Here is a 20,611-nt window from a genome sequence, read left to right as displayed (position 1 = left end):
TTAAAAAGGGCCTCCTTTACTTTAGATACTTTTTCGCCCGGAGTTTATTGATGTGCTCCTCCAGGGCCTGCTGGATGTCGACGCCGTACTGGTCTTCCAGGACAAACATGAGGGAAACGGCCGTCTGGGCCACGTCCAGCAGCTCGCGGGTAATGGCCGCCAGGACGGCGTTATGGTCCATCTTGATCTCCTCGCCGCTTAAACCCCGGAGCTTGCCGATAGCCTGGGCCAGTTCTCCGGCTTCTTCCATAAGTTTTAAAGCGGTAGATTCCATGGTGGGTGTCAGGTTGTCCAGTTTGGGTAAAGCGATAATCTTTTGCTGCAAAATTTTTCCCTCCAACCGGAGAGGCTCCTTAAAAGCTCCTACGACCTTCGCCGCTGGAGAAACAATGCCGGCTGTTGCCCTCTAGCGGGGCAGGTGAACGATTTCCAGCCCGGCTTCCCGCAGCCAATTATGGGCGACCGGGTAGGGCCGGGCATAGACAATCCTTTTAATCCCGGCCTGGATAATGATCAGGGCGCACCTCTCGCAGGGATAATCGGTCACATACATGGTCGCCCCGGCCCTTTCTTCCGGTGAACACTCCAGGAGGGCATTGATTTCGGCGTGGATGGTCCGCTGGCAGTGCTCCCCATCCATGAGGCAGCCGACATCCAGGCAGTGGGGCAGGCCATGGGGGGCGCCATTGTAACCGGTACCTTTGATGCGCTTGTCCTTGACCACCAGGGCACCCACGGCCCGCCGGTTGCAGGTGCTCCGGCTGGCCACCTGGAAGGCGATATCCAGGAAGTATTCATCCCAGTCTTTACGCATAAACTCACCTGTGGCGTAAAATACAGGTAAAATTTTAGCGGGTCGTACCCGCCGAAATTAAAAATTAAATTGCGCGTATCCCGGGCTTATTTTAGCATAATTTTTCCCTGGCTACTAGAGTTTTTTAAAGCCAAACCCGCTGGACTTTTACCTCCAGCGGGCCTTTTAGCTCAATCAAGCTCCGGGTACAGGGGATAGGCCTGGCAGAGTTCGGCGACAATGCCTCGCGCTGCATCAAGTTTCTTGGCATCAGAGCCGTAGGAGAGGGCGAGGTCTATAGCCCGGGCTACCATCCGCATGGCGTCGGTATCCATACCCCGCGTGGTCAGCGCGGCTGTGCCCAGGCGGATGCCGCTGGTTACGCTGGGCTTTTCCGGGTCGAAGGGAATAGCGTTTTTATTGACGGTTATCTGCACGGAACCCAGGATTTCCTCGGCCTCGCGACCGGTAACGCCTTTATTGCGCAGGTCCACAAGGATCAGGTGGTTGTCGGTACCGCCGGATACCAGGTTAAAGCCGTAACCCTGCAAAGCTTCGGCCAGGGTACGGGCGTTGGCGACAATTCTTTCCTGGTAGCGCTTGAATTCCGGCTGCATGGCTTCCTTCAAGGCCACCGCCTTGGCGGCGATGACGTGCATCAGGGGCCCGCCCTGGATGCCTGGAAAGACCGCCTTGTCGATTTCCCTGGCGTATTCCCGGGTGGTGAAAATAATACCTCCCCGCGGCCCCCGCATGGTCTTGTGGGTGGTAGTGGTCACAAAATGGGCGTAAGGTATGGGGCTGGGGTGGATGCCGGCGGCCACCAGGCCGGCAATATGGGCCATGTCCACCATGAGAAGGGCGCCGACTTCGTCGGCTATCTCCCGGAAACGGGCAAAATCGATTACCCGCGGGTATGCGCTGGCCCCGGCGACAATTAGCTTGGGCCTTACTTCCCGTGCTATCCGGGCCACTTCATCGTAATCAATCCGCCCGGTATCGGGGTTGACGCCGTAAAAGGAAAAATTATAATACCGGCCGGAGATGCTGACCGGGCTACCGTGAGTCAGGTGACCGCCGTGGGCCAGGTTCATCCCCAGGGCTTTATCGCCCGGCTTTAGGACGGCGAGGTAGACGGCTGTATTGGCCTGGCTGCCGGAATGGGGCTGGACGTTGGCATGTTCAGCGCCAAAGAGGACTTTGGCCCGTTCCCGGGCCAGGTTTTCGACCACATCTACCCACTCGCAGCCGCCGTAATACCGTTTGCCCGGGTAACCTTCGGCGTACTTATTGGTCAGAACCGAACTGTAGGTTTCCATGACGGCCCGGCTGACAAAGTTCTCCGAGGCGATGAGTTCCAGGTGGGTACGCTGGCGTTGCAACTCACCCTTGACGGCCTCAACCAGTTCCGGGTCCACCCGCGCTACGGTTTCTAAGTTCATTAAAATTTCCCTCCTGTTTTTGCTGCTGGAAACTCTTCCTCTACCAGCTTCTAACTTCCTGGTTCTGGCTCCTTATCCTTATCTCGCCTCAAGCTACAGCAGCCGGTTATTTCTCCTGCCTTTTAACACCCTGAAAATAACTTCGCTCCAGGCTGGCATTGTTTTTGCTCGCTCCAAACAAATGCCATCCCGTTATTTTCATCCTTCTGATGGTGCCGGGTTAGCGGTATGAGGGTCTTGTTCCCTCTGAAATACATATACCGCCCGTTCACCACCAATCAAGGGTGGGCGCGTCCGAGCCGCCGTTACGGGGGCGCTGCCGATGGTTTTGACCTGCAGGCGGACGGGCACGGCTACCGGCCGCAGGTGCATGCCGATGAGGGTGGCGCCGATATCCAGGCCGGCATGGGCCTGGAGCCCGGCGACCACCACCGGCCGGTGCAGGGCGGAAAAAGCCGCCGTAGCCAGAGAACCGCCGGCCTTTGGCGCCGGAACGACTGTTACCACCGGCAGGTTGTAAAGCCTGGCGGCGCCGGCCTCGATGACCAGGGCCCTGTTTAAATGCTCGCAGCACTGGGCTGCCAGGTACACCTGGGCGGCATTGGTGGCCTGCAGCAGGCCCGCTACCACGGCCTGCCCGATTTCCAGGGAAGAGGCCGTGCCAATCCTCTGGCCCGTAATCTCACTGGTGCTGCAGCCGGCTACCAGGATCTGGCCGGGCTTTAGAGCGGCAACTTCAATAAGTTCCATGGCAGCTGCTTTAACCGCCGCTGTAATGGCGCTTAAGTCGGCCATTCTATCCGTCCTTTCTCCTACTTTTCCTGGCAGCGGTAACTGACCTCTATGGCACTAATTTTGGCCACCCGGCGGGCATGACGGCCGCCGCTGAAGCCGGCCGCCAGCCAGGTGGCGACAATTTCCAGGGCCAGGCCGGGACCGATGACCCGCTCTCCCATGGTCAGGATATTGGCATCATTATGTTCCCGCGCCGCCCGGGCTGAAAAGGTATCGTGGCAAAGGGCGGCGCGAATGCCGGGGACTTTATTGGCCGCGATGCAGACGCCGATCCCCGTGCCGCAACAGAGGATGCCCCGATCGTATTCACCGCTGGCCACAGCTTCGGCCACCTTACGGGCATAGTCAGGGTAATCTACCGCGCTGGCATCATAGGTGCCGAAATCGTGATTGGCAATACCCTGCCGGTCCAGGTACTCTTTAATTGCTGCCTTGAGGTGAAAACCGCCGTGATCACTACCCAGGGCGACGCGCAATTTAACTGCACCTCTTGCCGTAAAGATTAAATACTATTTAATTATTCGCCGTGTTAACGATAATTCCTGCTGCAAATAACTTGTCTCCAGGCTGGCATTGTTTTTGCTCGCTCCAAACAAATGCCAGCCCGTTATTTTCATCCTTCTGATGGTGCCGGGTTAGCGGCATGGGTGTCTTGTGCATATTTCTCCAGGGCCTGTCCTATAAGGCTGGCCAGTTCCCTGGCAGTAGCCTGGTAAATTTCCAGGGGGCGGCCAAAGGGATCGGGAATATCGTCATCAACACTAGCGGACTGTTCTCCTGCGGCCGCCTTTGCACCCGCCTCTTCCCGCAGCTCCTCCCGGGAGGGCTTTTCTTCTCCTTTCCGGACATACTCCTTCAAGGTAAAGGTTTTGCCCCTGGCGGCCGGGTAAAACTGCAGGAGAAATTCCTTGTGGGACCTGGTCATGGTTAAAATCAGGTCGGCGTCTTCCACCAAGGCCCCTGTAACCTGCCGGGCGCGGTGATCCTGGAGATTAATGCCCATGGCCGCCAGTGCCTGGATGGCTTCCGGTGTCGCCGGGTCGCCCTCCCGGGCTGCCAGGCCGGCCGAGGCAATAGCAATATCTAAACCCCGTTCATCCTTTATGCGGGAGGCAATGGCCGCCGCCATGCTGCTGCGGCAGGTGTTACCGGTACAAATAAAAAGAATACCCGGCATATCCTATACCCCCATCAACATTTTTAAGCCGATACCTACCAGAATCAGGCCGCCGACAATCTCGGCCCTGCTGCCCAGGTAGGCGCCCAGGCGCCGGCCGGCCAGGAGCCCCAAGGCCGTCATGGTCCCGGCAATAAAGCCCATGGTCAGGACCGTCAGAGGGATATTGACGCTGATGGCGCCGAGGCCAAAGCCGACGCTGAGGGCATCCAGGCTAACGCTGCCGGCCATGAGCAGGACGGCCATCAGGCCGCCGATCACGCTCTCCTGGCCTGGTACGGCCCGCAGCACCTGCCCGGCCAGACCGCCGCCTTCTTTCGGGGAGGCAACAGCCTCCCAGAGCATCAGCCCGCCTATGCCGGCCAGGACCAGGGCGCCGATAATGGCCGCCAGTTTCCCCAGGATCCGGCCCAGGAGCAGGCCCAGGTAGAGCCCCGTCAGGGGCATAATGATGTGAAAAACACCCACCGTCCCGGCGAAGAGCAGGGCCTGCCGGCCCCGGAGGCCTCCCAGGGCCAGGCCGGTAGCCAGGGAAAAGGCATCGGTCCCCAGGGCCATGGCTACCAGGATGAGACCTAAAGGCTCCATGTCAATACCTCCACTTAAGCCTGGATGATGCGGTTGGCTGCTGACTTGCGCAGGCGGTTCATAATGGCCAGGCCCAGGCCTTCTTCGGCAATGGCTTCGGCCAGAATGATGTCGGCCCGGTGGCGGTCGCAGTTGCGCAGCGCGTTGAAGAGATTGGCGGCAATGGTAGCCGGCTGGGAGCGGCTGCCCAGGACCTCCAGGTAATCGGGCCGGGGGTCCTGCTGGTAGGCTGCGGCCGTTTCTCGGGTTGCCAGGACGGCCACCCGGCGCCCCCCTTGCTGCCACGCTGCCACCAGGGCGCGGATCTTGGCCGTCACCCGCTCCAGCTCACCGGTAACGACAAAAACTTCGCCCCGCGGGGCATAGTGTTTGTACTTCATTCCCGGGGCGCGCGGCTGCGCTACCTGGCTGCCGCGGACGGCCGGATCAATGGCGACTTCGCCGAGGACGGCTTTGAGCTCCTCATAGGTCACTCCCCCCGGTCTTAAAATGGTGGGCACCGGGGTTGTCAGGTCCAGGACCGTTGATTCTACCCCCACGATAGCCGGCCCGCCATCGACGACGGCATCAATCTTGCCCCTCAGGTCCTTAAGGACGTGCCGGCCGGTGGTAGGGCTGGGACGTCCGGAGACATTGGCGCTGGGCGCGGCTATGGGCAGGCGGGCGACCCGGATGAGGGCCTGGGCTACCGGGTGGGCAGGCATGCGGATGCCTACCGTATCCAGGCCGGCGGTCACGATATCCGGAATCAGGTCGCCCCGCGGCAGGACCAGGGTCAGGGGCCCGGGCCAGAAGCGCTGCATGAGCAGGGTCGCCCGCGGCGGCAGGTAGGCCACCAGGTCCTGGACATCCCGGAAACTGGCAATATGGACAATAAGGGGGTTGTCGGCCGGCCGTCCCTTGGCGCGAAAAATACGCCGCACCGCCCGGCTGTCCAGGGCATTGGCCCCCAGGCCGTAGACCGTTTCCGTGGGGAAGGCCACCACCCCGCCCCGGTTAAGAATCCGGGCTGCCAGGCGAATTTTATGGAGTTCCGGCACGCGGGGGTCTATTTTTAAGTATTTCGTTCGCTTACCCACAGCCACCCATTTCACCTCTATGTATTTATCGCAGTTATTATTCTTCCCGGCGATAGGCCAGGAAACAACGATCGCGGCCGCCATAATCGGGTAACACCGCCATATCCCGGTAAGCCCCGGTGGACGCTGCCAGCTCCAGGACGGCCCTGCCTTGATTATACCCTATTTCCAGGGCCAGGAGCCCTCCTGCCTTTAAAACTTCCGGTGCCCCGGGTAACAGGACATGGTAGGCGCGCAAACCGTCGGGGCCGCCGTCCAGGGCCAGACGCGGCTCGGCCCGGACCTCCGGCGGCAGCCTGTCCAGCTCGGCCGCAGGTATGTAGGGAGGGTTGGCCACCAGGGCGTCTAACTTTAAACCCTTAAGGGGCGCCAAAAAATCGCCCTGCAGGAAAGTAACCCGGCCTGCCAGGCCTAAAGCGCGGGCATTCTGCCGGGCTACTTCCAGGGCTGCCGGGCTTATATCAGTGGCGTAAACTTTGGCGTTGGGCAGGTAGTAGGCCAGGCTTAAAGCTATGGCCCCGCTGCCCGTGCCGCAATCGGCAATAACAGAACTTCCCCTTGCGTCAAGGCGCTCTAAAACGGCTTCCACCACCACTTCCGTATCCCGGCGGGGGATTAAAACCGCAGGGGTAACTTTAAACTCCAGAGACATGAACTCCTGGCTGCCGGTAAGGTACTGGAGGGGGTACCCGGCCACCCGGCGCTCCACGGCCGGCCAGAACCTGGCCGCAACGGCAGGCTCCAGTTCCTCCTCCAGACGGGCCAGGAGCTGGGGCCGGGTATACCGTCCGGCCCAGCCGAGCAGTACTTCCGCCTCCAGGCGAGGCTGGGGTATTCCTGCCGCCGCAAATTTCAGGCTTGCTTCTTTTAAGGCTTTCTGGAGGGTCAACGCCAATGCCTTAAGCCTCCATATTCTTTAACCTTTCGGCCTGATCACTGGTCACCAGGGCGTCGATGATTTCGTCCAGCTCGCCATCCAGGATGGTATCCAGGTGGTGCAGGGTCAGGCCGATGCGGTGGTCGGTGACCCGGTTCTGGGGAAAATTGTAGGTGCGGATCCGCTCGCTGCGGTCACCGGTACCCACCTGGGAGCGCCGTTCGGCCGCCAGTTCCCCCTCCTGTTCAGCCCTGGCCATATCCAGGAGCCGCGCCCGCAGGACTTTCAGTGCCTTCTCCTTATTCTTCAGCTGGGATTTCTCGTCCTGGCAGGATACTACCAGACCTGTCGGGAGGTGGGTGATCCGTACCGCCGAGTAAGTGGTGTTAACGGACTGGCCCCCGGGCCCGCTGGAACAAAAGATGTCAATACGCAGGTCCTCGGGGTTTATCTCCACATCTACTTCTTCCGCTTCTGGCAGGACGGCTACAGTTGCTGTGGAGGTATGAATCCGCCCGCCGGACTCGGTAGTAGGGATGCGCTGCACCCGGTGGACGCCGCTTTCAAACTTCAGGCGGCTGTACACTCCCTGGCCTTCAATCAGGAAAATAATCTCCTTGAAGCCTCCCAGTTCCGTAGGATGGGAGCTCATAATCTCCGTCCGCCAGCGTTTTTTTTCCGCATAGCGCTGGTACATGCGGAAAAGGTCGCCGGCAAAAAGGGCCGCTTCATCGCCGCCGGCTCCGGCCCGGATCTCCATGATGATGTTCTTTTCGTCGTTGGGATCTTTGGGCAGGAGCAGGATCTTTAACTGCCGTTCCAGGTTCTCCCTTTCCTCTTCCAGGCGTTTTATTTCATCTGTAAGGAAGTCGCGGAACTCCGGATCCTTTTCTTCTTCCAGAAGGTTGCGGCTTTCTTCCAGGTCGGACATGACCCGGCGATACTGGCGAAAGGTCATAACTATTTCTTCCAGGGCCGCGTGGGCCCGGGCATGCTTCTGCAATTGCTCCGGGTCGGCTATTACTGCCGGGTCGCCCATGAGCCGTCCCAGCTCTTCATATTTAGCTTCGATCTGTTCTAGCTTCTCCAGCAAATGGCATCACCTCTTTTCTTACCCTGAGAAAACAACTCCCCTCCAGGCCGGCACCTTTTTGCGCTCCCCTGGCCCTCGCGGAGCGCCCGCCCTCAACTCTTTTAAGTAGCAGCTGCTCAGGTCAAAAGCTTATGCGAAAGCATCACTTTCCCGATGGGGCTTTTCCCGCACCGCCTCCAGGGCGGCCAGGGCTACCTCCAGCATGCCGTCGTCGGGTTCCCGTGTAGTAAGTTTCTGCAGCCAGAGTCCCGGGGCGGCTATGGCCCGCACCAGGGGTACGTTTAAATGGCGGCCGGTGAATTTGAGCAGTTCATAGGCCAGGCCGGCTACTACCGGTAGCAACACCAGGCGGGAGGCCAGGCGCCAGGCAATTCCACCCCGGCCAACGATAGAAAAAAAGACAATAGTTAATACCAGGACCAGCAGGAGAAAACTGGTACCGCACCGGGGGTGCAGGGTCGGATAGGACCGCACCGTTTCCACCCTTAAATCTTCTCCTGCCTCAAGGGCATTAATTACTTTATGCTCGGCCCCGTGATACTGGAAGACGCGCTGGACGTCTTTGACCCGGCCAATGGCCGCCACGTAGCCTAAAAAGAGGAGCATCCTGAGCAGCCCCTCGACTACATTCTGCCAGAAGATAGATAAATGGTTATGGAGGAGCAGGGCCGCCCCGGCCGGAAGGAGGACAAAGAAACCCACGGTTGCCGCCAGGGCAATGGCTACCGTCAGGACCAGGTCCCTGGTGCTTAACTCCTCCTCTTCTCCCTCCATAGCCTGGTTGGCCGAAAAGGTTAGATACCGGATACCCAGGATTAAAGACTCAAATAAGGCCACAACGCCGCGGAGCAGGGGCAGTTTTAAAACAGGGTAACGGGCAGTGATGGAACTGTTGGGTTCGGCCTCGACCAGGATCTCGCCGCCGGCTTTACGGATGGCTACTGCCGTTTTGTGCGGCCCCCGCATCATCACGCCCTCAATGACGGCCTGGCCGCCGTATTGCACCTCGGGGGCCGCCGGCAATAGGAAAAAGCAGAGCCTGCGGCTCCGCCTTCTTGCCCTAGCGACCATATTTTTTCCGGAAACGCTCAATCCGCCCGCCACGCTCAACTACCCTTTGCCGGGTACCAGTGTAAAAGGGATGGCACTGGGAGCATATCTCTACCCGGATCTCTTTTTTTGTGGAGCGTGTCTCAATGACATTACCGCAGGCACATATAATCCGCGCTTTGTCGTAATTGGGATGAATATCCGGTTTCACGCCATCTTCACCTCCGCGGAAAAATCAAACTCATATCAGTATAACATGAAAGAGCCGCCAGTGCAAAGAAAAAAATTGGCGCGGAATACCGTTACCATCAAAAAAGGCCGGCGAACCGGCCTTTTTACCTGTTTAAGAAACGTTCGGGATTGACGGCCTTGCCCCTTTCCCTGATTTCAAAATGAAGATGGGGACCGGTGGCATTGCCCGTACCACCCACTTCGGCAACGGGCTCGCCGGCCCGGACGTACTCGCCAACCTTGACCAGGTTGCGGGAGTTATGGGCATAAACAGTCTCCAGGCCGTTGCCATGGTCGAGTTTAACCATGTTGCCATAGATACCGTTACCCCAGCCGGAAAAAGTTACCACCCCGGACCAGGCAGCCCGGATTTTATCTCCGACCTTACCTGCTATATCCAGGCCGTGGTGGAACTCATTATCCCGCCAGCCAAAGCCGGAGGTAATGGCACCGATGAGGGGCCAGAGAAAGGAAATCAGCCTTAAGCTACGGGAAGCAGGTACCGCCTCTACCCTGGTGACCGGTACCCCACCCGGTGAACCGGGGATGGTAAGGACCATACCAATTCGCAGCCGCCTGGCATCGACAATACCGTTGGCGGCGGCCAGGTTTTCCACGCTGGTGTCAAAACGCCGCGCAATATCCCAGAGAGTGTCCCCGGCAGCCACCGTATAGCTCTGCTCTGCTTCGTGAGGCAACACCAGGAACTGTCCCGGTGCCAGGGCGGCATCAGGTTCCAGGTAGTTCATCACCGCCACCAGTTCGGGGTCTGTCTGGTAGCGGCGGGCAATGCGTTCCAGGGTATCACCCTCTTCTACCCGGTAGATGCGGGTATAGTTATTAACCCGGGCAGCCAATTCCTGGTAGGTTTCCGGGGCGAGGACAGTGGCCACCTGCTGCAAATCCTCGATGACGGCCCCTTGCGCCGGGAGGGCGAAAAGGCTGTTAACCAGCAGGGCCAACCCCAGGGCCAGGCTTACCGCCATCTTTTTGTACAGCATTTTTTCACTCCTGTTCTTTACCATTATGGTATAAGTTGCCTTTCTTCCCATTTAGCCTTTATTTTAGCCATACGTGAACAAAAATATACCCCGTTCTGGACGGGGTTAGTCTTGCAATTGCCAACTGCCGATTTTGGCTGGGCTTTGTTTATACTATTTTTAGCATTTTGCTAACGGGGTTGCTAGCCTCACTAATGCTCCCGGGGGAACATGGCCGGGAGGGCGCGCAGGAGGTCTTTGTTGCTTTTGGTCTTTTGCATGGATTCAATTAAAACCTCGGCCACTTCCACCGGTCCCATACCGCTGGTGACCCGCCGGAAATTCCAGACCAGCTCCAGCTCCTCGGGGCTTAACAACAATTCCTCCCGCCTCGTGCCGGAGCGCTTGACGTCAATGGCCGGGAAGATGCGGCGTTCGGCCAGTTTCCGGTCCAGGATGAGTTCCATATTGCCGGTTCCTTTAAATTCTTCAAAGATAACTTCATCCATACGGCTGCCGGTTTCAATCAGGGCTGTCGCCACAATGGTGAGACTCCCGCCCTCTTCGACCTTGCGGGCAGCGCCGAAGAAGCGTTTGGGTTTGTAAAGGGCGGTTGGATCAACGCCGCCGGAAAGGGTGCGGCCGCTGGGAGGGACGACCAGGTTGTGGGCCCGGGCCAGGCGGGTGATGCTGTCCAGGAGGACGACGACGTCTTTTTTATGCTCCACCAGGCGTTTGGCCCGTTCCAGGACCATATCGGCCACCTTGACGTGGTTCTCCGGCAGCTCGTCAAAGGTGGAGCTCACCACCTCGCCCCGCACCGAGCGTTCGATGTCGGTGACTTCTTCGGGTCGTTCGTCGATTAATAAAATTATCAGCTCAACGTCGGGATAGTTGGTAGTGATGGCATTGGCGATTTTTTTCAGCAGCACGGTCTTGCCGGCCTTGGGAGGGGAAACGATCAGGGCGCGTTGGCCTTTGCCCAGAGGAGCAATCAGGTCGATAATCCGGGTGGAGGGATCGCCATTCTCCGTCTCCAGGGTATAACGTTCGTAAGGATATATGGGCGTCAGGGCATCAAAGTGCAGCCGTTCCGGTGATGTCTCCGGGTTTTCCCCGTTGACCTTCTCTACCCGCAGCAGGGCGAAAAAACGCTCGTTATCCTTCGGAGGGCGGACCAGCCCGGCTACCTTGTCTCCCGTGCGCAGGTCAAAGCGGCGGATCTGGGAAGGGGAGATATAGATATCGTCGCCGCTGGGTATGTAGCCGAAGGGTCGTAAGAAGCCGTAGCCATCCGGCAGGATCTCCAGGATGCCCTGGGCCTGCAGCTGCTCTTCCTTTTCCTGTTCCTGCTGCTCCTTCTGGGCCAGGGCCTTGGCAATTTCAAAGACCAGCTCTTTCTTGCGCAGGCGGTAGTAGCCGCTTAAATTGAGCTCCCTGGCTATCCGGTAAAGCTCAACCATGGTCTTGCTTTCTAACTCGGCAGTATTCAAATGGTAATAACCTCCATAATTACTTATCCTTTACTTTCTCCCAATCGGCGAGAAATTTAGCCAGGCCGGCATCTGTCAGGGGGTGCTTTACCATCTGCATGATAACTTTATAGGGAACGGTGGCAATATCAGCACCCAGGCGGGCGGCCTGGAGCACATGGAGGGGATGGCGGATACTGGCGGCAATAATCTGAGTTTCCAGGCCGTACTGGGCATAAATGGGAACAATATCGGCAATGACCTGCATACCGTCGTGGTTGATATCATCGAGGCGCCCAACAAAGGGACTCACATAGGTTGCGCCGGCCAGGGCGGCGAGAAGCGCCTGGTTGGCGGAAAATACCAGGGTAACGTTGGTTTTAATACCTTGAGCCGCCAGTTTTTTGACGGCTTTAAGGCCTTCGGCTATCATGGGGATCTTGATGACAATGTTGGGGGATATGGCTGCCAGTTCCTGGGCTTCGGCTATCATGGCCCCGGCTTCCGTACTGATTACTTCTGCACTGATAGGGCCGTCAACAATAGCGGCGATCTCTTCCACGACCTGGCGAAAATTACGCCCTTCCCTGGCAATCAGGGAAGGATTGGTTGTTACACCTGAAATTATACCCAGATCACTGGCTGCTTTAATCTCTTCAATATTGGCGGAATCGATGAAAATACGCACTTCTCAGGGGCACCTCCGTAAAATGGATGTAAGATGTGGGAAGTGAGAGGTTGGATACTTATAGGTGAAGGGCTATAAAAAACGAAAGTTATCTGGCAAAAAAAGAAGGGTAATACCTTAGTAAATCATTCACCATGTAATGCCAGAATCCTGCTGGCGATTGGAAAAAGTCTAGATTAAGGATAAGAGCCCGGCGGCAGAGCCGCGGGGCTCTTATTTTAAAGCCCGCTGAAGTTATCTCTTCTTGGGGCGGAAAGTATGGCAGGCTGTCCCATCAGAAGTGGTGACTTGGCGGTCGCCACTGGACCTGACTTCAATGGAATCAGCAGTACAGGCCATGTTATCCCAGAAATGACACTCTTCTACGCCACATTTTATGCCCGCCATTTTCTCTACCTCCTCAGGGTGTTTACCTATAGGGTTCTCACCTCCGGGGAGAAATATGCACGCGGCCGGCACAGCCAAAGACCTGCATTTTATGGCGGATAATACCGGTGGCAGCTTCCCGTGCCGGTCCCAGCACTTTGCGGGGGTCGATTTCGTCGGGGTTGGCTGCCAGGGCCTGGCGGGCAGCTTCGACAAAGGCGATACGAATATCGGTATCGATGTTGATCTTGCGGACGCCCAGTTCCACAGCGCGGCGGATATCGGCATCGGGAACGCCGGAAGAACCGTGGAGGACTATGGGGGTGGGGATCAGGCGGTCAATGGCGGCCAGGCGGTTAAAATCCAATTTGGGCGTACCCTTATAACGGCCATGAGCCGTACCGATAGCAATAGCCAGGGCGTCGACGCCCGTCTCGGCGACAAAACGCCTGGCTTCTTCGGGGTCGGTCATGGTCGCCTCACGCTCGGACACGCTGATGTGGTCCTCGGTGCCACCGATTCTACCCAGTTCCCCCTCGACAGAAGCGCCCATGGCATGGGCAATCTCTACAACGCGCCTGGTCAGGGCGATGTTTTCTTCCAGAGGGTATTTGGAACCGTCGATCATGACCGAGGTGAAACCGGCCCGCAGGCAGCGCAGGACCTGGTTGAAGTCAGTGCCATGGTCAAGGTGCAGGACCACCGGGACTGAGGTCCCTGCAGCCGCCGCCCGCACCAGGGCTGTTATATACTCCAGGCCGGCATATTTAATCGCTCCCTGGCTGGCCTGGATGATGACCGGTGCCCCTTCCGCCTCGGCGGCATTGATAATGGCCTGAACAATTTCCATATTATTACAGTTAAAGGCGCCGACGGCGTACCCCTTAGCATCAGCGTCTTTGAGAACCTCGGCCAGGGTAACTAAAGGCATAGGCTCAGCTCCTTTTAAAAATTGTGCCTCTAACTTCCGTTCATTATACCCGCGATTTCTGGCGGCGGCGATAACGCTGCTTGGAAAGAGTTCCATTTCTACTTACCAGGTGACCGGGCAGGCGGATTTCCTGCAAGTTTTCTACCTGCTCCAGGTCGGCCATGGTAGCGGCGGGCAGGTTTTTTTCCGCCCGGCAGGCCTGGCAGCGCAGCTGCAAATGGCCGGGAAAAATTTCAATTTCTATGTTTTCGCTGCCACAGCCGCAGCTCACCCGGCCTTCTTCGGCCAGCTGGTAAATAAGGGACAGCAGTTGATACATGACGTCCGGTTCCTCAAAATAATCGCTGAAACCAAGGTCTCGGGCTACCTGGGCCAGGGTGCGGTCATGACGCTGCACCGCGCGCTGCACCTTTTCCCGGGGACCGATGAAGCCTACCTCCAGCTCTGTCTCCTTACAGGTCAGGGTCAGGAGCTCCCGCGACCACAGTTCCTTGCGGGTATGGCGGCTGATATGGAGGCTGTCACACATGCCGCAGCGATACTGGAGCCAGAAGCTTTTCCCTTTTTTCCTGCTGATGGTTAGCAGGGGGGTACCGCAACTGCACTCTACCTGCCATGTCCGGCCGCCGGCAAAATTAAAGAGGGAAAAACCGCGGAACTCCAGGCGACCGCAGGATGGACAGCGTAAAACCACAACATTCAGGGTGTGGATAATCACTTTTATTTAATCCTCCTCACCCCTCCATATTCGCCGCAGCCGGAGAAATTCCTGCTCCAGGGTAAATTTAAAAGGGCCTGCCAGCAGCAGGGCCCCCTTACCTTTCGTAACAACAACTTTACAACTGTTTCCGCTACCTGGATCCGGCATTATTCCGGCTGCAAAGCCGCCTGCACCAACCGGTATAGCTGCTTGATATCAAAGGGTTTCTGCAGGACATACCGGGCACCGAATTCACTCGCTTGTTCTACCAGATCCAGCTCATTATACGCCGTGATGATTATCACCGGTGTGGCAACAGAAAGTTTCCGCAATTCCTTCAAAAACTCCACTCCATTCATGCCTGGCATCTTTATATCCAGGATCACCAGGTCTGGCGCTTCGCTGGCAATTTTTTCGAGGGCCTCCCTACCTTCACTGGCTACACATAAGCTATAACCAAGCTGTCTCAAGGCTTCGCAAATTAAACGACGTACACCCGGCTGGTCGTCAATTACCATTACCTTTTTGTCTATCAGACCAGCTCACCTCCAACCGCGGCGGTCCCAAAGCCCCCCTTCTTCAGCACTTCGCTCAAGCTCCTCTATATCATCCAATATTTAGCTATAAATCGCTAAATTCCTGCTTCAGGAGCTAAACTTTGGGCGGCGGAGGAACCTACCGGCACCATCTCCCCGGAGGTCATCCGCACCAGGTAGGGTTGTCCCTCCCGGCAATAGACCCGGGGCAAGCGGGCGTTGGCCGTCGGTCGCCGGATGCCAACCTCTACTTCCTGCCCAACCTCTACCTCCGTAAGGTGACCTACGTCGACTATGGAGAGCTGCATGCCCACCCGGCCTATCACCGGCGCCCTCCGCCCGGCAATGGTAACTGCCGTCCCCTCCCCGCCACCACGGCCCAGGTAGGCCAGGACGGTCTTCGCCAGGTGGCGGGCCAGGTCGTTTAGATTTTTGGGGCGGCTCACGGCCGTTAAAGCAAAGCCATCGGCATAACCCACAGGGATGACGGCCAGCCGGGTGGCCTTTTTGACTACATAATCGCCACCATAGCCAACGGGAGTACCGGCCGCCACATCATGGATAAATAGAATGCGGGCTTTAAACTGCCAGGGATTCTTTAATTCCAGGCCCCGACGGGGAGCCCGGTAAGGGAACTGGCCGTACAAAAGGGTGCCGGCCCGCACCATATCAAGGTGCATTTCCGGATGGAGCAGCAGGCCGGTGCTGTTGCAGATATGCTTTAAAGGCAGGGATATTTGCTGCCCTTCCAGGTCCATAATAACTTTTTGGAAACATTGCAGCTGCCTGCGGGCTGCCCCCGGGCGGGCCGCTTCGGCTAGATGGCTGTAGAGTCCTTCCAGTTGCACCCCGGGCCAGCACTGCATTTCCTTTGCCAGGGGGACCACTTCTCCCGGTTCCAGGCCGGTGCGCTGCAGGCCGGTCTCTACCTTCAGGTGCACCCGGGCCTGCCGGCCCATCGCCGCCGCGGCAGCCGCTGCCGCTTCAGCCCCGCTGCGGCTGCTGATGGTCAGGGTGAGGTCATTGTGCAGGGCCTGCGGCAGTTCCTCCGGCAGCAGGGGGCTCATTAACAGGATGGGAGCCGTAATGCCGGCCCGGCGTAACTCCAGCCCTTCGGCCAGGGTAGTAACCCCCAGGTAGTCTGCTCCTGCTGCCGTAAAAATCCGGGCTGCCTCGACGGCGCCGGCACCGTAGGCATCGGCCTTGATGACGGCCAGCAGCCGGGTCGGGGGTTGGAGCAGGCTTTTGACGGCGCACAGGTTATGCTCCATGGCTGTAGCTTCGATCTCAATCCAGCGGGGGCCGACCAGCCGGGTTAGCTCTGCTAAGTCCACAGGGGATTGGCACCACCCTATCTTGAAAGAGTAATTTCATTCCACCGTGGCAGCCTTTTTCTTCCAGAAAAGCAGGCGGCGGAAACCACGAGAATAGAGGGGGAGGACCGACTGCCAGAGCCAGTAGTAAAAGGGGGAGTAAACCCGGTCGTATTCGCCGATAAACTCGGTAAAGGTACCGTTGAAGCCTTTCTTAAAACGATAGAGGCCGTAGAGGGGGTTCTTTTCGTCCAGGTCACCCGGCACGCCGCGGAAGTCGTACATGGTGCACCCCTGTTCCCTGGCCCACAGGATCATGGTCCACTGGAGGAGGTAGTTGGGCATAACGTTGCGGTGGCGGTTGCTGGAGGCGCCGTAGAGGTACCAGGCTTTGTCGCCCATGATAAAAGCCAGGGTACCGGCAATGGCTTCCCCCCGGTAGTAAGCCAGGAAGAGTTTAGCGTAGCCGCGCTCCACCATTTCCCGCCACATTGTTTCAAAATAACTGTAGGAGCGCACCAGAAAACGGTCCCTGAGGGTGGTTTCTTTTAAAATCTCGTAAAAAACTGGCAGGTCATCCAGGGTGCAGTCCCTTTTGATAACTACGCCTTTTTTTTGCGCCAGGCGGATATTATAGCGGGTTTTGCTGTGCATGCCAGCCAGGAGCTCTTCCGGGGAAGGGGTTAAGTCGAGGCGGAAGACATGGCGTGGCTGGACGCCTTCAAAACCCGCCCCTTTGTTGGCCAGGCGGAAACCCTTTGCCCGCAGCATTTCCTTTACGGCCGTATCGTCTTCCGGGATGTCGGGGTCGATCTTCAGTAAGATAGCCCCTTCCTGCCGCGCCACATTGTCGATGGCAGCCAGGAGCTCGCTGAAGAGGGCAGGATCATGGAAGTCCACCACCGGTCCCCGGGGGGCATAGAGGATAGATTTGCCAACGTAAGGGAGCTGCCTTTTCAGAAGGCTGGCGGCAGCCACGATGCTGCCCCCTTCCTCCAGGACGAGCCTTAAAGGTCGCCACCCGGTAGTAGCCTTCACCTCGCCCCAGCCGTAGGACTGGAGAAAATGGCCCTTGGGGTGGCCGGCAATAAAGGCGTCAAAGCGTTTTTCCTCTTCAGGGCCGATGAGCCTCGCCCGGCGGTTCATGCCCCTGTCCCTCCTTGATAAGCCAGGGCCGCCCCGATAAAGTCCCGGAACAGGGGATGGGGCCGGTTGGGCCGCGATTTGAATTCCGGGTGAAACTGGCTGGCGACAAACCAGGGATGGTCGGCCAGTTCGATAATCTCCACCAGGCGGTTGTCGGGGGAAGTCCCGCTGATGATCATACCTCTGGCCGTGAGTTCCGCCCGGTAGCTGTTATTGAATTCGTAGCGATGGCGGTGGCGCTCGTAGATTACTTCCTCGCCGTAGGCCTGGTAGGCCTTCGTTCCCGGCTGCAGCCGGCAGGGGTACAACCCCAGGCGCATGGTACCGCCCTTCTCGGCTATATTCTTCTGTTCCGGTAATAAATCAATGACCGGTTGGGGGGTTTCCGGGTTGAATTCCGCGCTGTGGGCTTCTTTAAGCCCGCAGACATGGCGGGCAAACTCGACCACCGCCAGCTGCATGCCCAGGCAGATACCCAGGTAAGGCACCCTTTTTTCCCGGGCATACCGGGCTGCTAAAATCTTGCCTTCGGTGCCCCGGTCACCGAAGCCCCCCGGCACCAGGATGCCGGCGACTCCTTCCAGCTGTTCCAGCCCGCTCCGTTCCAGCTCGCCAGAGTAGATCCAGCGGATGTCCACCTGGACGCCGTGATAGAAACCGGCGTGGCGCAAAGCCTCAACGACGCTTAAATAAGCGTCGGGCAGGGTTACGTATTTACCCACCAGGGCAATCTCCAGGTGGCGGGTAATGCTCTTCATGCGCTCTACCATGGCGCGCCAGTCATCCATTTGCGCGGGCCCGCACTGCAACTTCAGGCGTTCCACGACAATGCTGTCCAGGCCTTCCTTTTCCATCAACAAGGGGACTTCATAGATGGAATCGACATCCCAGGCCTGGATGACGGCATCGGGATCAATGTCGCAGAAGAGGGCTATTTTTTCCTCCATTTCCCGGGAAAAGGGACGTTCCGTCCGGCAGACGATGATATCGGGCTGGATACCGATACTGCGCAATTCTTTGACGCTGTGCTGGGTGGGTTTGGTTTTGGCTTCCCTGGCAGCCTGCAGGTAGGGAACAAGGGTGACGTGGATATAGAGGACGCGGTCGCGACCGATGTCGCTTTTCATCTGGCGGATGGCTTCCAGGAAAGGCAGGGACTCAATGTCGCCCACCGTACCGCCGATCTCGGTGATAACCACATCCGGGTCGCTTTCTTCGACCACCCGGTAAAGCTGTTCTTTAATCTCATTGGTAATGTGGGGTATTACCTGGACAGTTCCCCCCAGGTAGTCGCCCCGGCGTTCTTTGGTGATGACCGACCAGTAAATCTTGCCGGCAGTGACGTTACTGGCCCGGGTCAGGTTAATATCGATAAAACGTTCGTAGTGACCCAGGTCCAAATCGGTCTCAGCGCCGTCATCGGTGACAAAAACCTCACCGTGCTGGTAGGGGCTCATGGTGCCGGGGTCAATGTTGATATAGGGGTCAAATTTCTGGATGGCGACTTTCAGGCCGCGGCTCTTTAAAAGTCTACCTAAAGAAGCGGCGGTTATCCCCTTCCCTAAAGAAGAGGTGACACCGCCGGTAACAAAAATAAATTTCGCAGGCATAATTTCCTCCGCAAGAGACTCTTTGCTTCAGCCTACATCCTTTCCGGGGCGCTGACCCCAAGGAGGTGCAGGACGTTGCGCAATGTTATACGAGTAGCTTCCACCAGTACCAGGCGCGCCTTCCTTAACTCCGGGTCGTCGGCCAGGACGCGGCAGCTGGTATAAAAACTGTGGAACAGGCTGGCCAGGTCATGGGCAAAACGGGTGAGCCTGTGGGGCTCCAAAGCCTGGGCCGCCCCGGCCACCGTTTCCGGTAAAGTGGCAATCTGCTTGATTAACTCCATTTCGGCCGGTTCTTTTAAAAGATCCAGGCGGGCCTCCCGGGCCGGGGGGACTTCCAGGCCCCTTTCCTTCGCCAGGCGCAGGATACTGCAAATACGGGCATGGGCGTACTGGACGTAAAAAACGGGGTTGTCGGCCGTCTGCGACCGGGCCAGGTCGAGGTCAAATTCCAGGTGGCTGTCGCTCTTCAGCATGACAAAGAAATAACGGGCGGCGTCCCGGCCCACCTCTTCAATTAACTCATTCAACGTTACGTAACGGCCGGTACGCTTGGACATGCGTAAAACCTCGCCGCCCTGGTAAAGACGGACGAGCTGCATGAGAACCACTTCCAGGCGTCCCGGGTCATAACCGAGGGCCTGGAGGGCCCCTTTCAGGCGGGCCACATGACCGTGGTGATCGGCGCCCCAGATATTGATGACCCGTTCAAAGCCCCGTTCAAATTTATTGCGGTGGTAGGCGATATCGGCCGCAAAATAGGTAGGCAGGCCATTCTTGCGCACCACCACCTCATCCTTTTCGGCGCCAAAACGGGTGGCTTTAAACCACAGGGCGCCGTCCTTTTCATAAATATAGCCAGCCCTGTCCAGGTCGGCTATGGCCCGGGCAACAGCCCCGGAATCATGCAGGGACTGTTCACTGAACCAGACATCATAGGTAACGCCAAAATCCTCCAGCACCTGGCGGATGGCGGCCAGCTTTTCCTCCAGGGCAAAGCGGACCAGCATTTCCCGGCGTAATGCCGGGTCGGCGTCCAGGTACTTGTCTCCGTACTGGTCGATAAAATGGCGCACCGTCTCCACCAGGTCTTCCCCGTGGTAACCGTCGGGGGGAAGGGTCGCATCAAAGCCCAGGGCCTGCAGGTAGCGGGCTTCCAGGGAAAGGCCGAAATTCTCTATCTGGTTGCCGGCATCGTTTATATAGAATTCCCGCGTAACGTCGTAGCCCACGGCTGTAAGGAGGTTGGCAATGCTATCCCCCAGGGCCGCCCCCCGGGCATTGCCCATATGCAAGAGCCCGGTAGGATTGGCGCTGACAAACTCCACCTGGACTTTAACCCCCTGGCCGATATTGGACCAGCCGTAATGTTCGTCTTCGGCCAGGACGGCCGGCAATACCGGCAAGAGCCACTGGTTGTCCAGGGTAAAATTAATAAAGCCCGGTCCGGCCACCTCGATCCTGGCCACGCCGGGTTGGGGTATTTCCAGGTGTCGCACTAAAATTTCCGCTACGTTCCTGGGTGACTGGCGGGCCTGCCTGGCCAGCAGCAAGGCCAGGTTAGCAGCAAAGTCGCCGTGAGATTTATCCCGCGGCGCCTCAATTACAAAATCAGGCAGCGCCTCAAAGCTTATATCACCGGCTGCCCGGGCGGCGGCAGCGGCATCACGCAGTGCCGCTGCCAGCCGCCTTTTAGTTTCCTGTACTATATTCACGCCTTACCTGTACTCCTTTTTACCCCGTA

At 57.9% G+C, this 20,611-nt stretch carries 23 protein-coding genes; all 23 read right to left on the bottom strand.

Features of this window, described 5'->3' with window-relative positions:
• Positions 1–16: 16 nt before the first annotated feature.
• The 23 genes from FLZ89_RS07240 to argS all read right to left on the bottom strand — a co-directional run bounded on the left by FLZ89_RS07240 (position 17) and on the right by argS (position 20,582).
• Complete coding sequence (locus FLZ89_RS07240; RefSeq protein WP_141263362.1) at positions 17–325, bottom strand: MazG-like family protein; 309 nt, start codon at positions 323–325, stop codon at positions 17–19.
• An 81-nt stretch (positions 326–406) separates the two neighbouring features.
• The gene (locus FLZ89_RS07235; RefSeq protein ID WP_141263364.1) at positions 407–814 is read right to left on the bottom strand and encodes a deoxycytidylate deaminase; all 408 of its coding nucleotides are present in this window, start codon (positions 812–814) and stop codon (positions 407–409) included.
• Positions 815–984: 170 nt separating this feature from the next.
• The gene (gene glyA / locus FLZ89_RS07230) at positions 985–2,235 is read right to left on the bottom strand and encodes a serine hydroxymethyltransferase (protein WP_141304693.1); all 1,251 of its coding nucleotides are present in this window, start codon (positions 2,233–2,235) and stop codon (positions 985–987) included.
• A 198-nt stretch (positions 2,236–2,433) separates the two neighbouring features.
• Positions 2,434–3,030, bottom strand: a complete 597-nt coding sequence (locus FLZ89_RS07225; protein WP_141304692.1) for a TIGR01440 family protein — start codon at positions 3,028–3,030, stop codon at positions 2,434–2,436.
• Between the two features lie 17 nt (positions 3,031–3,047).
• Positions 3,048–3,506 carry a ribose 5-phosphate isomerase B gene (rpiB, locus tag FLZ89_RS07220; protein WP_172613488.1) on the bottom strand — a complete coding sequence of 153 codons (459 nt, stop codon included), beginning with the start codon at positions 3,504–3,506 and terminating at the stop codon, positions 3,048–3,050.
• A gap of 137 nt (positions 3,507–3,643) precedes the next feature.
• On the bottom strand, positions 3,644–4,207 hold the full coding sequence (locus tag FLZ89_RS07215; protein WP_141304690.1) for a low molecular weight protein arginine phosphatase: 564 nt from the start codon (positions 4,205–4,207) through the stop codon (positions 3,644–3,646).
• 3 nt (positions 4,208–4,210) lie between these two features.
• A complete protein-coding gene (locus tag FLZ89_RS07210; protein ID WP_141263373.1) occupies positions 4,211–4,795 on the bottom strand; it encodes a manganese efflux pump MntP in 585 nt (194 codons plus the stop codon).
• A 14-nt stretch (positions 4,796–4,809) separates the two neighbouring features.
• The gene (locus FLZ89_RS07205; protein WP_141304689.1) at positions 4,810–5,958 is read right to left on the bottom strand and encodes an L-threonylcarbamoyladenylate synthase; all 1,149 of its coding nucleotides are present in this window, start codon (positions 5,956–5,958) and stop codon (positions 4,810–4,812) included.
• Positions 5,912–6,769, bottom strand: a complete 858-nt coding sequence (gene prmC / locus FLZ89_RS07200) for a peptide chain release factor N(5)-glutamine methyltransferase (protein ID WP_172613487.1) — start codon at positions 6,767–6,769, stop codon at positions 5,912–5,914. The genes FLZ89_RS07205 and prmC overlap by 47 nt, the downstream gene beginning before the upstream one ends.
• Positions 6,770–6,773: 4 nt before the next feature.
• Positions 6,774–7,844: a peptide chain release factor 1 gene (gene prfA, locus FLZ89_RS07195; RefSeq protein ID WP_141263377.1), complete on the bottom strand. Its 1,071-nt coding sequence runs from the start codon at positions 7,842–7,844 to the stop codon at positions 6,774–6,776.
• A gap of 129 nt (positions 7,845–7,973) precedes the next feature.
• Positions 7,974–8,915 carry a DUF1385 domain-containing protein gene (locus FLZ89_RS07190; RefSeq protein WP_141263379.1) on the bottom strand — a complete coding sequence of 314 codons (942 nt, stop codon included), beginning with the start codon at positions 8,913–8,915 and terminating at the stop codon, positions 7,974–7,976.
• On the bottom strand, positions 8,905–9,105 hold the full coding sequence (rpmE, locus tag FLZ89_RS07185; protein WP_141263381.1) for a 50S ribosomal protein L31: 201 nt from the start codon (positions 9,103–9,105) through the stop codon (positions 8,905–8,907). Before rpmE ends, FLZ89_RS07190 begins: the two co-directional genes overlap by 11 nt.
• A 124-nt stretch (positions 9,106–9,229) precedes the next feature.
• On the bottom strand, positions 9,230–10,126 hold the full coding sequence (locus FLZ89_RS07180) for a peptidoglycan DD-metalloendopeptidase family protein (protein ID WP_141304688.1): 897 nt from the start codon (positions 10,124–10,126) through the stop codon (positions 9,230–9,232).
• A 191-nt stretch (positions 10,127–10,317) separates the two neighbouring features.
• Positions 10,318–11,598 carry a transcription termination factor Rho gene (gene rho, locus FLZ89_RS07175; protein WP_141304687.1) on the bottom strand — a complete coding sequence of 427 codons (1,281 nt, stop codon included), beginning with the start codon at positions 11,596–11,598 and terminating at the stop codon, positions 10,318–10,320.
• A 19-nt stretch (positions 11,599–11,617) separates the two neighbouring features.
• Positions 11,618–12,265, bottom strand: coding sequence for a fructose-6-phosphate aldolase (gene fsa, locus FLZ89_RS07170; protein ID WP_141304686.1), 648 nt, complete (start codon positions 12,263–12,265; stop codon positions 11,618–11,620).
• Between the two features lie 234 nt (positions 12,266–12,499).
• Positions 12,500–12,652 (bottom strand): DUF1540 domain-containing protein, encoded by a 153-nt coding sequence (locus FLZ89_RS07165; RefSeq protein WP_141263389.1) that lies wholly within the window; start codon positions 12,650–12,652, stop codon positions 12,500–12,502.
• A 37-nt stretch (positions 12,653–12,689) separates the two neighbouring features.
• The gene (locus tag FLZ89_RS07160) at positions 12,690–13,562 is read right to left on the bottom strand and encodes a class II fructose-1,6-bisphosphate aldolase (protein ID WP_141263391.1); all 873 of its coding nucleotides are present in this window, start codon (positions 13,560–13,562) and stop codon (positions 12,690–12,692) included.
• A 43-nt stretch (positions 13,563–13,605) separates the two neighbouring features.
• On the bottom strand, positions 13,606–14,280 hold the full coding sequence (locus FLZ89_RS07155) for a hypothetical protein (protein WP_172613486.1): 675 nt from the start codon (positions 14,278–14,280) through the stop codon (positions 13,606–13,608).
• A 149-nt stretch (positions 14,281–14,429) separates the two neighbouring features.
• A complete protein-coding gene (locus FLZ89_RS07150) occupies positions 14,430–14,780 on the bottom strand; it encodes a response regulator (RefSeq protein ID WP_141263395.1) in 351 nt (116 codons plus the stop codon).
• A 113-nt stretch (positions 14,781–14,893) separates the two neighbouring features.
• Entirely contained in the window at positions 14,894–16,132 is a 1,239-nt protein-coding gene (gene alr / locus FLZ89_RS07145) for an alanine racemase (RefSeq protein ID WP_141304685.1), read from the bottom strand.
• 36 nt (positions 16,133–16,168) lie between these two features.
• Positions 16,169–17,257 (bottom strand): lipid II:glycine glycyltransferase FemX, encoded by a 1,089-nt coding sequence (locus FLZ89_RS07140; protein WP_141263399.1) that lies wholly within the window; start codon positions 17,255–17,257, stop codon positions 16,169–16,171.
• On the bottom strand, positions 17,254–18,867 hold the full coding sequence (locus FLZ89_RS07135) for a CTP synthase (RefSeq protein ID WP_141263401.1): 1,614 nt from the start codon (positions 18,865–18,867) through the stop codon (positions 17,254–17,256). The genes FLZ89_RS07140 and FLZ89_RS07135 overlap by 4 nt, the downstream gene beginning before the upstream one ends.
• Positions 18,868–18,899: 32 nt before the next feature.
• On the bottom strand, positions 18,900–20,582 hold the full coding sequence (gene argS / locus FLZ89_RS07130; RefSeq protein WP_141263403.1) for an arginine--tRNA ligase: 1,683 nt from the start codon (positions 20,580–20,582) through the stop codon (positions 18,900–18,902).
• Positions 20,583–20,611 lie beyond the last annotated feature (29 nt).

The organism is Moorella sp. E306M (assembly GCF_006538385.1).
In the GTDB taxonomy this organism is placed as follows: domain Bacteria; phylum Bacillota; class DSM-521; order Neomoorellales; family Neomoorellaceae; genus Neomoorella.
The sequence above is the reverse complement of the archived record's forward strand: the minus strand, read 5'-3'. Positions and strand labels throughout refer to the sequence as shown.

What these genes read in the sequence shown, in the direction of transcription:
- FLZ89_RS07235 (WP_141263364.1), bottom strand. Translation starts at nt 814, where the DNA reads ATGCGTAAAGACTGGGATGAATACTTCCTGGATATCGCCTTCCAGGTG.
- glyA (WP_141304693.1), bottom strand. Translation starts at nt 2,235, where the DNA reads ATGAACTTAGAAACCGTAGCGCGGGTGGACCCGGAACTGGTTGAGGCC.
- FLZ89_RS07225 (WP_141304692.1), bottom strand. Translation starts at nt 3,030, where the DNA reads ATGGCCGACTTAAGCGCCATTACAGCGGCGGTTAAAGCAGCTGCCATG.
- FLZ89_RS07215 (WP_141304690.1), bottom strand. Translation starts at nt 4,207, where the DNA reads ATGCCGGGTATTCTTTTTATTTGTACCGGTAACACCTGCCGCAGCAGC.
- FLZ89_RS07210 (WP_141263373.1), bottom strand. Translation starts at nt 4,795, where the DNA reads ATGGAGCCTTTAGGTCTCATCCTGGTAGCCATGGCCCTGGGGACCGAT.
- FLZ89_RS07205 (WP_141304689.1), bottom strand. Translation starts at nt 5,958, where the DNA reads ATGGCGGCCGCGATCGTTGTTTCCTGGCCTATCGCCGGGAAGAATAAT.
- FLZ89_RS07190 (WP_141263379.1), bottom strand. Translation starts at nt 8,915, where the DNA reads ATGGTCGCTAGGGCAAGAAGGCGGAGCCGCAGGCTCTGCTTTTTCCTA.
- FLZ89_RS07180 (WP_141304688.1), bottom strand. Translation starts at nt 10,126, where the DNA reads ATGCTGTACAAAAAGATGGCGGTAAGCCTGGCCCTGGGGTTGGCCCTG.
- FLZ89_RS07165 (WP_141263389.1), bottom strand. Translation starts at nt 12,652, where the DNA reads ATGGCGGGCATAAAATGTGGCGTAGAAGAGTGTCATTTCTGGGATAAC.
- FLZ89_RS07160 (WP_141263391.1), bottom strand. Translation starts at nt 13,562, where the DNA reads ATGCCTTTAGTTACCCTGGCCGAGGTTCTCAAAGACGCTGATGCTAAG.
- FLZ89_RS07150 (WP_141263395.1), bottom strand. Translation starts at nt 14,780, where the DNA reads ATGGTAATTGACGACCAGCCGGGTGTACGTCGTTTAATTTGCGAAGCC.
- FLZ89_RS07140 (WP_141263399.1), bottom strand. Translation starts at nt 17,257, where the DNA reads ATGAACCGCCGGGCGAGGCTCATCGGCCCTGAAGAGGAAAAACGCTTT.
- FLZ89_RS07135 (WP_141263401.1), bottom strand. Translation starts at nt 18,867, where the DNA reads ATGCCTGCGAAATTTATTTTTGTTACCGGCGGTGTCACCTCTTCTTTA.